We start from the raw sequence: 13,603 nt of genomic DNA, 5'->3' as shown, positions 1-13,603 counted from the left end.
AGCCCTCCCCGCACCAGCCCCCCGCCTACCAGCCCTCGGCCCACCCGGCCCCTGCCCACCAACCCCTGCCCCTCTCCTACTCCACCCCGCCCTACTCCACCCCGCCCTACGGGCCACCCCCGGTGGAGCCCCGGCGGGGGAGTCGGCGGTCCACTGCTCTGCTTCTTGCCGTGGCTGTGGTGGTCGCGGTGGCGGCCGGGGGGTCGGTGTATGCCCTCATGGACGGAGTCGAGGACGGCGGTGCCGAGGGCTCGGGCGGGACGCCCACGCCCCGCGTGAGCGGGTCCGTCACACCCGGCCCCTCCGTCGAGGATCCGTCGCCGACGACATCGCAGGCGTCGGGCGGAGCCATCCCCGCCGACTACCTCGGCACCTGGTCCACCACCCTGGACAACGACGCCGGCCACCACACCCGCCGGCTCACGCTCCAGCAGGGCGACGTGGGCGACACCGTGCTGTCGCTCGTCGCGGACGGCGCGGACTACCACTGCGTCTTCCAGGCGAAGCTGGCCCAGGAACCCACCGCGCAGGGCCCGTTGACGATCGGCCCCTCCACCGTCACCGTCGGCGAACCGGCCTCCTCCTGCACCCCGGGCGCCGCGACGCAGCTCACCCTCCTCGGGGACGGCAGCCTGGAACGGCTCAACCCGGGCACCGGCGAGAAGCTCACGTACATCAAGGAGTGACCCACCGGACCGCAGAACGCCGTCAGTTGAATGCTGCGCGAACAACGGCGGACGGACCCGGAATCACGCCTCCGCCGAACATAAGGTGTCCGCACACTTGTCCGGCTCCAGGGAGTTGCGGGGGCACCCGATGGAGTTGCTGAGCGCAGAGAACGTCGTGGCCGTGGCGACCGCCCTGGCCGGTATCGCCGCTTCGGCCGTCATGGTCTGGTACGAGCGCCGGGTACCGCGCCGCAAGCGGATCGGTTACCGCGTCCAGATGGACAACCCCATCGGCGACGACGTGGCATCCGGCCGCGCCAACGTCCGTATGGGCATCTTCGACGAGGCCCCGGGCATGCACCAGGCGACCCTGGTCCTGCTCCGCATCGAGAACGACGGCTCCCAGGGCATCGGCCACGACGACTACACCAGCCGCGAACTGCACGGCCTCACCGCGGTGTTCACGAACCGCAGCATCCGCGGCGTCTCCGTCACCCAGCCCCCCGGCACCGACCACCTGATGAGCCACTTCACCCCGCACGCGGGCTTCGGCTACGACCCCGGCGGCAACACCCTGCGCATCCCGCGCGTCCCCCTCAACCGGGGCGAGCACTTCAAGGTGCTCGTCCTGCTGTCGGGCGGCGACGTGGGCTGCGACATCCGCCTCATCGGCGGCATCCGGGACGGCGAGGTGCACCCCAACCGCAGCGCCACCCCGGACGACAAGCCGCCGCTGTTCAGCCGGGCGGCCCGGCTGATCACCATCATGCTCACGGTCTCCGTCCTCACCCTGTCCACGATGGTCGTGGTCCGCGACGACAGCCCGCCCCCGCTCGGCTGCGAACAGGGCACCCTCACCATCACGGGCTCGACGGCCTTCGCGCCGGTGGTCCGCGACCTGGCGAAGGAGTACGAGAAGGACTGCGAGGGCTCGACGATCTCGGTGGAGGCCCGCGGCAGCTCGGCGGGGGTGGGCGAACTGGCCGCGCTGGAGGGCGAGTCGGGGAGCGAGCGCGCCGCGATGATCGCGTTCCACGACGGACCGAGCAAACGGGCCGACGGCTCACTGACCCGCCTGCCGATGGCCCTCTCCGTCTTCGCGCTGGTGGTGAACGACGCCCTGAAGCTCCCCGGCGGACTGACCCTGGCGGACGTACGGCGCATCTACTCGGGCGACATCACGCACTGGGACCAGCTGGACCCGCGGCTGCCGCACTGGCGCATCGTCCTGGTGAGCCGCGACGCCGACTCCGGCACCCGCCAGGTCTTCCAGGACCAGGTCCTGGACGGCACCTGGGAGGGCGTACCGAGCACCTCGCTGGACTGCGACATCCGCACGGACCGCTCGGCGCCCGTCCGCTGCGAGCTGGACTCCACGGAGGACGTCCTGGAGAAGGTGGCGGAGATCAGGGGCGCGATCGGCTACAGCGAGCTGAACCTCGCCACGGCCCAGCGGAACATCACGCGGGTCCCGCTGGACGGCGCCACGGCCTCGGTGGCGGCGGTGGAGAAGGCGACCCCGTACCCGTACTTCGGTGTCGAGTACGCCTACACCCACGGCGACCCGCCCGGCGGCTCCCTGGCCGGCAGCTTCCTCGACTACATCCGCAACAGCGGCGAGTCCCTGATCCGCGCCCACGACCATGTCCCGTGCTCGACCCCGGAGGGGGAACGACTCTGCCGGGAGTCCGCCTAGCGGGCGTCGGCGGGGGTCCGCCCGGCGGGCCTCACCGGGGCTCGGGCGGCCGCTGCCGGGGCATGTTCGGCCGTGCGGGACCTCCCGGCGGCAGGGGGAACCGCCCCTGCACCACCGTCCCGTCCGGCCGGCCGCCTGCCGCCACGGCCCCCTGGATCCCCATCGGCGCCGACCCCGTGCGGAACTCCACCATCCAGTCCGCCGTCTCCGTGCGCACCAGCTCCGTCACATCCTCCGAGAACCGCCGCAGCACCCCGAGACACCGCTCCGCGGCCTCGCTCGCCGTCCCGTCCGTCGGCCCGAGCACCTCCCGCACGCTCTCCGACGCCCAGTCGAACTGGAGCACCTGCAGCCGCCGCTGCACCGCCTGAGCCGTGGCCACGTCCCTTATCCACCCGGACGTCACCCCGAAGAACCGGTCCACCGCCACACAGGCGACCGCGAGCAGCAGCGCGAGATACCCCCACGGCGCCACCCCGCCCATCGCCCCCGTCAGATCCAGCAACGGCAGCGCGGCGGCCGCCACCGCACCGGTCGCCGCCCCGCCGCGCAGCACCCGGGCCCCGCGCCGCTTCCACACCCGGTCCGCGAGGTACCAGGCCGCCGTCTCCAGCGCGCCGCGCTCGACCCACTGGTACAGCTCGTCCAGCCGTACCGCGGGCTCGCCCCAGTCGCCCAGCGGGAACGCCCGCCCCGTCAGATCGCCCGGCGGATACTCGGGCTGCATCTCCGGCTGACCCACCCGGCACTCCCTACCTGGTCCCTACGTGTCCCTGCCTGGTTCCTCATGCGCAGACTCTTCCTACCGCCCAATGGGTGGCGAAGGGACAGCTTTCGCCGCTTTTCCGCTCGGAAGTGGCCCTTGATCAGGTATAGACCCCACATTTGCCTCACTCGAAAGAGTGCCGGGGCGACGGCTGGGCAGACCACGTAGGCTCGTTCCCAGTAGCCGTACGACAAGGAGCTGATCGTGATCCCCGGTGGTGGCCAGCCCAACATGCAGCAGCTGCTCCAGCAGGCCCAGAAGATGCAGCAGGACCTGGCGAACGCCCAGGAGGAACTGTCGAGGACCGAGGTCGACGGCCAGGCCGGCGGCGGTCTGGTGAAGGCGACCGTCACCGGCGCCGGTGAACTGCGCGCCCTGAAGATCGACCCGAAGGCGGTGGACCCCGAGGACACCGACACCCTCGCCGACCTGATCGTCGCGGCGGTGCACGCGGCCAACGAGAACGCCCAGGCGCTCCAGCAGCAGAAGCTCGGCCCGCTGGCGCAGGGACTCGGCGGCGGCATCCCCGGTCTGCCTTTCTAAGACGGCCGTGGGCCCTCTACCGTACGTAGTGAAGGAACCCCCAGGAAGGACGGCAGTCCGTTGTACGAAGGCGTGGTCCAGGACCTGATCGACGAGCTGGGGCGGCTGCCCGGCGTCGGTCCCAAGAGCGCGCAGCGGATCGCCTTCCACATCCTCCAGGCGGAACCGACGGACGTACGGCGCCTCGCGCATGCCCTCCTGGAGGTCAAGGCGAAGGTCCGCTTCTGTGCGACCTGCGGGAACGTGGCGCAGGAAGAGCTCTGCAACATCTGCCGCGACACCCGCCGCGACCTCGCGGTCATCTGCGTGGTGGAGGAGCCCAAGGACGTCGTCGCCATCGAGCGCACCCGCGAGTTCCGCGGTCGCTACCACGTCCTGGGCGGAGCGATCAGCCCCATCGAAGGTGTCGGTCCGGACGACCTGCGTATACGAGAACTTCTCGCGCGGTTGGCCGACGGTACGGTCACGGAGCTGATCCTGGCCACGGACCCGAATCTGGAAGGCGAGGCCACGGCCACGTACCTCGCCCGCATGATCAAGCCCATGGGCCTCAAGGTCACCCGCCTGGCCAGCGGCCTCCCGGTGGGTGGCGACCTGGAATACGCGGACGAGGTGACCCTCGGCCGCGCCTTCGAGGGGAGACGACTCCTAGATGTCTGACGCCACGCTGCACGCGACGAACCAGGACCCGGACGACTTCGCGGTCCAGATCGCGGACCAGGTCGAGAGCTTCCTCGTAGCGGTGACCGAGGTGGCGAAGGGCGACGAGCCGGAATCGGCGATCCCCTTCCTGCTGCTCGAGGTCTCCCAGCTGCTGCTCGCCGGCGGCAGGCTCGGCGCGCACGAGGACATCGTCCCCGACGAGCGCTACGAGCCCGACCCGGGCCCGGAGCCGGACGTGGACGGGCTGCGCGAGAACCTGGCCCGGATGCTGGACCCGGTGGACGTCTACTCGGAGGTCTTCGACCCCTACGAGCCCCGCAAGGCGCCCGTCCCGGCCCGTATCTCCGACGACCTCGCCGACGTCATGACCGACCTGCGCCACGGCATGGCCCACTACCGTGCGGGCCGCACCACGGAGGCGCTGTGGTGGTGGCAGTTCTCCTACTTCTCCAACTGGGGCTCGACGGCGTCCGCGACCCTGCGCGCCCTGCAGTCCGTCCTGGCCCACATCCGCCTGAACCAGCCCCTGGAGGAGCTGGACGGCCTGGACACCGACCAGTCCGTGGGCGACGAGACCCTGGAGTTCGAGGCCGGCCGCGTCATGGTGGAGGAGATCGCCGGGCCGCTGGGCCTGCGCGAGGTCAAGTAGCACCGGCTCCTGGTGCTCGAACTCCGAGCTACCAGGTCGCCTGTGATGCTTGGCACTTTTCCAGGAGTGTTTCCCTGGGCATGCGCACCTGGGCGCCGGATCTCACCATGCGATACCGCGAAGGCGAAATTCACGCGCTCGTTAAACTGAGCCGACACACACGGACTGAGCGAGGAGCGCACGTGGGCCTTGTCGTGCAGAAGTACGGAGGCTCCTCCGTAGCCGATGCCGAGGGCATCAAGCGCGTCGCCAAGCGGATCGTGGAAGCGAAGAAGAACGGCCACCAGGTGGTCGTCGTCGTTTCCGCGATGGGCGACACGACGGACGAGCTGATCGATCTCGCCGAGCAGGTATCCCCGATGCCTGCCGGGCGTGAGTTCGACATGCTGCTGACCGCCGGAGAGCGGATCTCCATGGCCCTGCTGGCCATGGCGATCAAGAACCTGGGTCACGAGGCCCAGTCCTTCACCGGCAGCCAGGCAGGAGTCATCACCGACTCGGTCCACAACAAAGCCCGGATCATCGACGTCACGCCGGGCCGTATCCGGGAGTCCCTGGACAAGGGCAACATCGCCATCGTCGCCGGATTCCAGGGCGTGAGCCAGGACAAGAAGGACATCACCACGCTCGGCCGCGGTGGTTCCGACACCACCGCCGTCGCCCTGGCCGCCGCCCTCGACGCCGAGGTCTGCGAGATCTACACCGACGTCGACGGCGTGTTCACCGCCGACCCGCGTGTGGTGAAGAAGGCGAAGAAGATCGACTGGATCTCCTTCGAGGACATGCTGGAGCTGGCCAGCTCCGGGTCGAAGGTGCTGCTCCACCGCTGTGTGGAGTACGCCCGCCGCTACAACATCCCGATCCACGTCCGGTCCAGCTTCAGCGGACTCCAGGGCACCTGGGTCAGCAGTGAGCCGATCAAGCAAGGGGACAAGAAGGTGGAGCAGGCCATCATCTCCGGTGTCGCGCACGACACCTCCGAGGCCAAGATCACGGTCGTCGGTGTGCCGGACAAGCCGGGCGAGGCCGCCGCGATCTTCCGTACGATCTCGGACTCCGAGATCAACATCGACATGATCGTGCAGAACGTGTCCGCCGCCTCCACCGGCCTGACGGACATCTCCTTCACCCTCCCCAAGGCGGAGGGCCGCAAGGCCATCGACGCCCTGGAGAAGAACAAGCACGGTATCGGCTTCGAATCGCTGCGCTACGACGACCAGATCGGCAAGATCTCCCTGGTCGGCGCGGGAATGAAGACCAACCCCGGCGTCACCGCCGACTTCTTCACCGCGCTGTCCGACGCCGGCGTGAACATCGAGCTGATCTCGACCTCCGAGATCCGCATCTCGGTCGTCACCCGTGCCGACGACGTCAACGAGGCCGTCCGGGCCGTCCACACGGCCTTCGGTCTCGACTCCGACAGCGATGAGGCCGTGGTGTACGGCGGCACCGGTCGATGACCCGACGCCCGACGCTCGCGGTCGTGGGGGCGACCGGGGCCGTCGGCACGGTCATGCTGCAGATCCTCTCCCAGCACGCGGACATCTGGGGTGAGATCCGTCTGATCGCCTCACCGCGCTCGGCCGGCCGCAAGCTGGCCGTGCGCGGGGAGCAGGTCGAGGTGGTGGCCCTGTCGGAGGAGGCCTTCGACGGGATCGACATCGCCATGTTCGACGTACCGGACGAGGTCGCGGAGCGGTGGGCGCCGGTCGCCGCCGCGCGCGGAGCCGTGGTCGTCGACAACTCGGGCGCCTTCCGGATGGACCCGGAGGTGCCCCTCGTCGTCCCCGAGGTGAATGCGCACGCCGCCCGGATGCGGCCGCGCGGCATCATCGCCAACCCGAACTGCACCACCCTGTCGATGATCGTCGCCCTCGGCGCGCTGCACGCCGAGTTCGGGCTGCGCGAGCTGGTGGTGTCGTCGTACCAGGCGGTGAGCGGCGCGGGCCGGGCGGGCGTCGAGACCCTCCGGCAGCAGCTCTCCCTGGTCGCCGGCACCGAACTGGGGACCAGCCCCGGCGACGTACGGCGGGCCGTCGGCGACAACACCGGCCCCTTCCCGGAGCCGGTCGCGCTGAACGTCGTCCCGTGGGCCGGGTCGCCGCGTGCGGACGGCTGGTCGTCGGAGGAGATGAAGGTCCGGGACGAGTCCCGCAAGATCCTCGGACTGCCCCGGCTCCCGGTGGCCGTCACCTGCGTCCGGGTCCCCGTGATCACCACGCACTCGCTGACCGTGCACGCCCGCTTCGAGGGCGAGGTCACGGTCGCCCGGGCCCGCGAGATCCTCGCCACAGCACCCGGGGTCGTCCTCTTCGACAACCCGGAGGCGGGGGAGTTCCCCACTCCGGCCGACGTCGTCGGCACCGACCCCACCTGGGTGGGCCGGGTACGCCGGGCGCTGGACGATCCGACGGCGCTCGAGCTCTTCGTGTGCGGGGACAACCTGCGCAAGGGAGCGGCGCTGAACACCGCGCAGATCGCCGAGCTGGTGGCGGCGGAGTTCTCGTGACGGGGGCGGTCGGCCGGAAAACTCCGGGATCCTCCGTGAATCATTTGTAGGATCTGCGTGAGTGATGTGAGCCGGATGATGGTCCGTACCACTTGAACTGGACCTCTTCGGCGTTCGAAGATTTCCTCCCCGCTCTCCGCAACCGCGCGGAGGGCGGGGAGCGTCCTTTCGGTCGCCCTTAGGCGGGTGTGTGGACGCGTTTTTCTGGCGTGGGGACGCCATGAGCCGGGCGTGGGGACGTCCGTTCATATGGGACATAAGGGAAGAGCGGGACGCATGAGTGCATCTGAGGCGCCGTCAGTCGTGCTGCCTGACACAAACGTGACGTCCGGCACGTACAACCCTCCGGGGGGGAAGCGTGTCCAACTGGCGTGGCAGAGGTACTCGAATTTCATGCGGCGACGCGCGGCACGGCCCTACGGCCCCCGCGCCCTTCCCGCCGCACCCGCATGCCCGGCACGCCCGGCGGCATGCCGGTGATCGCGCCCATGCCCGCAGCGCGGCCCGCCCGCATCCCCAGTCAGCGTGACGCCGAATACGGGGAGGACGCGGCGGCCGCCGGTACGACGGTCGACCACCTCACCGAGACCTACCGCGCCCACTACCGGTCGCTGCTGGGCCTCGCGGCGCTCCTCCTCGACGACACCGCCTCCTGCGAGGACGTCGTCCAGGAGGCGTTCATCCGCGTCCACTCGGCGCGCAAGAGGGTCAGGGACCCGGAGAAGACCCTGGCGTACCTGCGCCAGACGGTGGTGAACCTCTCCCGCTCGGCCCTGCGCCGCCGCATCCTCGGCCTGAAGCTCCTCTCCAAGCCGATGCCGGACATGGCGAGCGCGGAGGAAGGGGCCTACGACCAGCTGGAGCGCGACTCCCTGATCAAGGCGATGAAGGGCCTGCAGCGCCGCCAGCGCGAGGTCCTCGTCCTGCGCTACTTCGCGGACATGACCGAGGCACAGGTCGCCGAGACGCTCGGCATATCGCTGGGCTCGGTCAAGGCGTACGGCTCGCGCGGCATCGCGGCGCTGCGGGTCGCGATGGAGGCGCCGGCATGAGCGGCGACCACGACGAACGACGGCGTCACCCGGGCGTCCCGGACGGGGACCGGACGCCGAAGCAATCGCACGCTGGGAACGGAACTGTGAACCACGGCCCCGACGGCCAGAGCCCACTCGGGCTCGACGCGGACGATCTGGACCTGCGCAGGCTGCTGCACGACGCGGTGCAGGAGATCGAGCCGCGCGACGGCACACTGGACCATCTGCGCCGGGCGGTGCCCGCCCGGCGGGCGCGCAAGCGGCAGGCCCTCGTCGGCATGGCCGCGGCGGCCCTCTTCGTCGGGACGGCGATCCCGGCGCTGGTGCACGTCTCGCAGACGACCGGCCCGGGCGCCAACCCCTCCGTGGCGGGACACGGCACCCAGGCCCAGGGCGGTGCCAGCCAGGGCGCCGACCCCGACACCGGCAAGGACTCCTCCGGCACTTCCTCGGACAAGGCCGAGGAGGAGGACAAGCAGGACGAGGAGAAGGAGCAGGAGGGCAAGGGCGACGACGGCGGCGCCGACTCGGGGGGCTCGGCCGACCCGGCGGTGACCACCGGCACGGGCGCGGCCATCTGTACGGCGGAGCAGCTCGCGGTCGCGGCGGCGGGCGCCGACGCGGCGGACGGCGCGGGCACGGTCTACGGCACGTTCCGCTTCACCAACTCCTCCCTCATGGACTGCACCGTCACGAACCCCGGCTCGCTGAGCGCGGTGGCGGGCGGCGCGGCGGACCCGACGAAGATCTCGACGGCCCGGCACATCTCCGGAGACCCCGCCACGGCCCTGCCCGACCCCTCCCTCGAACTGACGTCCCTGCTGCTCAAGCCGGGTGCGTCGTACGAGGTCAAGTTCGCCTGGGTCGCCTCCGAGGCCTGCACCACCACGGGCGGCAACTCGGGCGGCACGGTCGGGGGCGGCGGCGACGACCCGACCCCGGACCCCAGCCCGTCGACCGGCACCGGCACGACCGAGGGCACCGCGACAGGCACCGACGGAGGCATGTCCACCCAGCTCCTCACCGAGGACGGCCCGACGGACGGCACGGTGACGGTCTCCAACACAGCGGAACCGGGCGCGCCGACCGCCCAGGCGACGATCACGGGGGCGTGCGCGGGGACGGTGTACTGGACCGGGGTGCTGGCCGGGGCGTAGGGCTCTGGCGGGGGGTGGGGTCCTGCGGGAGCCGCAGCGCTCGGCAGCGGCTTCGTATCGCTTGCGCCGCGGCGCCCGAGCCGCATCCGCCGCTGCGTGTCGGCCGTACCGGCCGCCGCTGCGGGCAGTCGTGCCGCTGGGGCGGCACGGGTGGGCGCAGCGGCACCCGTCAGCGCCGGGCGGCGCGTCCCACCCGACGGTCACCCCTTGCTTCGGGACCTACACAAGTGCGGGGGAGTGAACCCACTCCCGCGGTCACCCCGGCACGGGCCCCGCCCGCTACACGGCAACCCGCTCGTCGTCCCCCCGCGGCGCCAGCCCCAGCTCCGCGTCCCGCGCGAACTCCACCTCACGCCGCAACAACCGGAACCACATGAAGACCACAAACCCGGCGAAGACGAACCACTCCCCGGTGTACCCGAGGTTCTGGAACGCCTTCAGATCCAGCCCGGAGTCCCCCGGCGCACTCACCGGCACGGCCTCCATCCCCCCGTCCCCCTCGTTCAGGGTCACCCACGCGTCATACACGTCGTAGGACACCAGGTTCACCAAGGACGCCGCACTGATCGCCCCCGCCTGCCCCGCAGGCAACCCCCCCTGCGCAGGGACGCCGTTCTCCCCAGGCTGCTCGGACGCCTGCAAGGCCCCGGTCACCGTCACCACCCCCGACGGCGCGGCAGGCACCTTCGCGGCATCCGCATCCCCAGGCAGCCACCCCCGAACCACCGGCAACGCGGACCCACCGGAGGTCCGCAGCAGCGTCAGGACGTAGAACCCCCGCCGATCACCCAGCTCCCGGTCCGGCACCAGCAACTGCGTCCCGTACCGCCCGGTCGCCGTGACCTGCTTGCCCACCGTCGCCTTGTCCACAGGCAGCATCTCGGCAACCGGCCGGGCCGCCTCCCGCTTGTCCGACGCGGCCCGCGCCTCGGCCCCCTGGTGGTCCGCCACCCGCTCCTCGAACCGGCTGAGCTGCCAGGACCCCATGAAGATGCAGAAGGGGATGGCGAGCAGCACGAAGACGTTGATCCCCCACCAACGGGGCGTCAGCAGAAACCGGTACACGCCACCACGGTACGGGCACCACCCCACCCCCCGGCCCATGGGGTCGGTTATCCACAGGCTGAGGACCGGACCAGCGCGTTGTCGGTCCGGCCAGGCACTATGGGGCCATGACTGAGAGCAACGGGTCCGCCGCGCCGGATCAGCAGCAGAGCCGGGACATGCCGGACTGGGAGAAGCGCTTCCGGGCGCCGAGGGTGTCCCTGCCGGACTGGGCGCAGGACGCCCCGGACCGCTCCCTGTTCGTGTCGAACGCGACGGGGACGTACGAGCTGTACGCCTGGGACCGCGCCACGGGCGAACAGCGCCAGGTGACCAACCGCCCGAACGGCACGACGGACGGCGTGCTCTCCCCGGACGGCGCCTGGATCTGGTGGTTCGACGACAAGGACGGCGACGAGTTCGGCGTCTGGCGCCGTCAGGCGTTCACCGGCGGCGAGGACGAGCTGGCGGCCCCGGGCCTCGACGCCTCCTACCCGGCCGGCCTGGCCCTCGCCCGCGACGGCCGTACGGCGATCGTGGGCCGCTCGACGGACGACGAGGGCACCACCATCCATGTCGCCCGCATCGGCGAGCCTCCGGTGGAGATCTACCGCCACCCCGAGTCCGCGGGCGTCGGCGACCTCTCCCACGACGGTTCGCTGATCGCGGTCGAGCACACCGAGCACGGCGACGCGATGCACTCCGCCCTGCGCGTGCTGCGCCCGGACGGCTCGGCGGTCGCCGAACTGGACGACACCAAGGGCGGCACCGTGGAGCTGGGCCTGGAGGTGCTGGGCTTCGCCCCCGTCGACGGCGACACCCGTCTCCTCGTCGGCCACCAGCGCCGCGGCCGCTGGGAGCCGCTGGTGTGGGACGTGGCGACGGGCGAGGAGACGGACCTGTCCCTGGACCTGCCGGGCGATGTGAGCGCCGAGTGGTACCCGGACGGCTCGGGCCTGCTGGTGGCGCACAGCCACGAGGCCCGCAGCGAACTCTTCCGCTACGACCTCACCACCCACGAACTGGCCAGGATCCCCACCCCCCAGGGCACCGTCTCGGGCGCGACGGCCCGCCCGGACGGCACGGTCGAGTTCCTCTGGTCCTCGGCGGCCGAGCCGTCGACGGTCCGCTCGACGACCGGCGAAGTGGTCCTCGACCCACCGGGCATGAAGTCGCCGGGCTCGGTCCCGGTGGAGGACGTCTGGGTGGAGGGCCCCGGCGGCCGGATCCACGCCCTGATCCAGAAGCCGGCGAACCACACCGGCGGCCCCCTCCCCACCGTCTTCGACATCCACGGCGGCCCGACCTGGCACGACAGCGACGCCTTCGCCGCGGGCCCGGCGGCCTGGGTCGACCACGGCTATGCCGTCATCAGGGTCAACTACCGGGGCTCGACGGGCTACGGCCGGGCCTGGACGGACGCCCTGAAGCACCGGGTGGGCCTGATCGAGCTGGAGGACATCGAGGCGGTCCGCCAGTGGGCGGTCTCCTCGGGCCTGGCCGACCCCGCCCGTCTGATCCTCACGGGCGGCTCCTGGGGCGGCTACCTCACCCTGCTCGGCCTGGGCACCCAGCCGGACGCCTGGGCCCTGGGCATCGCGGCGGTCCCGGTGGCGGACTACGTCACGGCCTACCACGACGAGATGGAAGCCCTGAAGGCCCTGGACCGCACCCTCCTGGGCGGCACCCCCGAGGAGGTCCCGGACCGCTTCGAGGCGTCCTCCCCCCTCACCTACGTGGACAACGTCAAAGCCCCCGTCTACATCTCCGCAGGCGTGAACGACCCCCGCTGCCCCATCCGCCAGATCGACAACTACGTGCGGCGCCTGGAATCCCGAGCCGCACCCCACGAGGTCTACCGCTACGACGCCGGCCACGGCTCCCTGGTAGTCGAGGAACGGATCAAACAAGTACGCCTGGAACTGGACTTCGCAGCCCGCCACCTGAACCCATAACAACCCCGGCCCGCCAAGGGCAGCGGCGCCGCTGGCAGGCACAGGCACCCTTGCCGCTGCGCCGGGCCCACCGGCAGCGGCGGTCGCACGGCTGGCGCGACGCCGTCTGCGGTCCGGTGGTACGGGCCCCCGTAGCAGGGCTCGCCGCTTCCGCCGAGCCGCAGGCAGTGACGCCGCTGTCCGGGCGCCTACCCGGCACCGGCGGCCTCGGCCGTCGTACGGCATGCCCGGCCCTCCGCCTGGCAGCAGCCACCCTTGCCGCTGCGCCGGGCCGACCGGCAGCGGCGGTCGCACGGCTGGCGCGACGCCACCTGCGGTCCGGCGGTACGGGCCCCCGTAGCAGGGCCCGCCGCTTCCGCCGAGCCGCAGGCAGTGACGCCGCTGTCCGGGCGCCTACCCGCCAACGGCGGCACCTCGGCCCTCGCCGTCGTATGGCTTGCCCGGTCCTCCGCCTGCCTGCAGGCACCCTTGCCGCTGTGCCGGGCCGACCGGCAGCGGCGGTCGTACGGCTGGCGTGGCGCCAGCTGCGGTCCGGCGGTACGGGCCCCGGAGCGGGGCCACCGCCTCCGCCGAGCCGCAGGCCAGTCATGCCCGCCCAGCTGCGGGCAGTCGTGCCGCTGGGGCGGCACGGGTGGGCGCAGCGGCACCCGTCAGCGCCGGGCCGCGCGTCCCACCCGTCGGTCACCCCGACTCAGCGGCACCCCGTCAGCGCCAGGCCCGCGACCTACCCGGCCATCACCCCGACATAACCGCACTCACAACCGCAGGCGCCCAAAACCCCCATGCCCGGCGCCCAACACCCCGCTCACGCCCCCGCCGACTCCCACCGCCTCCGCCCCAACAACTCCGCCAACCCCCTCCGCGTAGCAGCCAGCACAACCCGATCCTCCGCCCGCAGGACATACGTGTCCGGCAGATC

General features: G+C 71.6%; 11 protein-coding genes and 1 pseudogene. 10 read left to right on the top strand and 2 right to left on the bottom strand.

Annotated elements, in window-relative coordinates; genetic code table 11:
• Both M8H82_RS36000 and M8H82_RS35995 read left to right on the top strand, forming a co-directional pair.
• Positions 1-686, top strand: a pseudogene (locus tag M8H82_RS36000) (serine/threonine protein kinase); the annotation flags it as partial.
• 130 nt (positions 687-816) lie between these two features.
• The gene (locus tag M8H82_RS35995) at positions 817-2,364 is read left to right on the top strand and encodes a PstS family phosphate ABC transporter substrate-binding protein (protein WP_250079920.1); all 1,548 of its coding nucleotides are present in this window, start codon (positions 817-819) and stop codon (positions 2,362-2,364) included.
• A gap of 31 nt (positions 2,365-2,395) precedes the next feature.
• Here M8H82_RS35995 and M8H82_RS35990 read toward each other — a convergent pair whose 3' ends face one another.
• Positions 2,396-3,106 carry an SLATT domain-containing protein gene (locus M8H82_RS35990; RefSeq protein ID WP_250079917.1) on the bottom strand — a complete coding sequence of 237 codons (711 nt, stop codon included), beginning with the start codon at positions 3,104-3,106 and terminating at the stop codon, positions 2,396-2,398.
• A 228-nt stretch (positions 3,107-3,334) separates the two neighbouring features.
• Between M8H82_RS35990 and M8H82_RS35985 the strand changes: the two genes are divergently transcribed.
• The 7 genes from M8H82_RS35985 to M8H82_RS35955 all read left to right on the top strand — a co-directional run bounded on the left by M8H82_RS35985 (position 3,335) and on the right by M8H82_RS35955 (position 9,685).
• Positions 3,335-3,673: a YbaB/EbfC family nucleoid-associated protein gene (locus M8H82_RS35985; protein WP_250079915.1), complete on the top strand. Its 339-nt coding sequence runs from the start codon at positions 3,335-3,337 to the stop codon at positions 3,671-3,673.
• Between the two features lie 60 nt (positions 3,674-3,733).
• Entirely contained in the window at positions 3,734-4,333 is a 600-nt protein-coding gene (recR, locus tag M8H82_RS35980) for a recombination mediator RecR (RefSeq protein ID WP_250079913.1), read from the top strand.
• Positions 4,326-4,985 (top strand): DUF5063 domain-containing protein, encoded by a 660-nt coding sequence (locus tag M8H82_RS35975; RefSeq protein ID WP_250079911.1) that lies wholly within the window; start codon positions 4,326-4,328, stop codon positions 4,983-4,985. Before recR ends, M8H82_RS35975 begins: the two co-directional genes overlap by 8 nt.
• 182 nt (positions 4,986-5,167) lie before the next feature.
• The gene (locus M8H82_RS35970; protein WP_250079909.1) at positions 5,168-6,445 is read left to right on the top strand and encodes an aspartate kinase; all 1,278 of its coding nucleotides are present in this window, start codon (positions 5,168-5,170) and stop codon (positions 6,443-6,445) included.
• On the top strand, positions 6,442-7,494 hold the full coding sequence (locus M8H82_RS35965; RefSeq protein WP_250079907.1) for an aspartate-semialdehyde dehydrogenase: 1,053 nt from the start codon (positions 6,442-6,444) through the stop codon (positions 7,492-7,494). The genes M8H82_RS35970 and M8H82_RS35965 overlap by 4 nt, the downstream gene beginning before the upstream one ends.
• Positions 7,495-7,943: 449 nt before the next feature.
• Entirely contained in the window at positions 7,944-8,546 is a 603-nt protein-coding gene (locus M8H82_RS35960) for a SigE family RNA polymerase sigma factor (protein WP_250079906.1), read from the top strand.
• An 86-nt stretch (positions 8,547-8,632) separates the two neighbouring features.
• Entirely contained in the window at positions 8,633-9,685 is a 1,053-nt protein-coding gene (locus tag M8H82_RS35955) for a hypothetical protein (RefSeq protein WP_250079902.1), read from the top strand.
• 279 nt (positions 9,686-9,964) lie between these two features.
• Here the strand turns inward: M8H82_RS35955 and M8H82_RS35950 are convergent, their stop codons facing one another.
• Positions 9,965-10,750, bottom strand: a complete 786-nt coding sequence (locus tag M8H82_RS35950; protein ID WP_250079901.1) for an SURF1 family protein — start codon at positions 10,748-10,750, stop codon at positions 9,965-9,967.
• A gap of 107 nt (positions 10,751-10,857) precedes the next feature.
• Here M8H82_RS35950 and M8H82_RS35945 point away from each other — a divergent pair, with 107 nt between their 5' ends.
• Complete coding sequence (locus M8H82_RS35945) at positions 10,858-12,684, top strand: prolyl oligopeptidase family serine peptidase (protein ID WP_250079899.1); 1,827 nt, start codon at positions 10,858-10,860, stop codon at positions 12,682-12,684.
• Positions 12,685-13,603 lie beyond the last annotated feature (919 nt).

Source organism: Streptomyces sp. YS415 (genome assembly GCF_023544665.1).
Lineage (GTDB): Bacteria > Actinomycetota > Actinomycetes > Streptomycetales > Streptomycetaceae > Streptomyces.
This window is presented reverse-complemented; position numbering and strand designations above follow the sequence as displayed.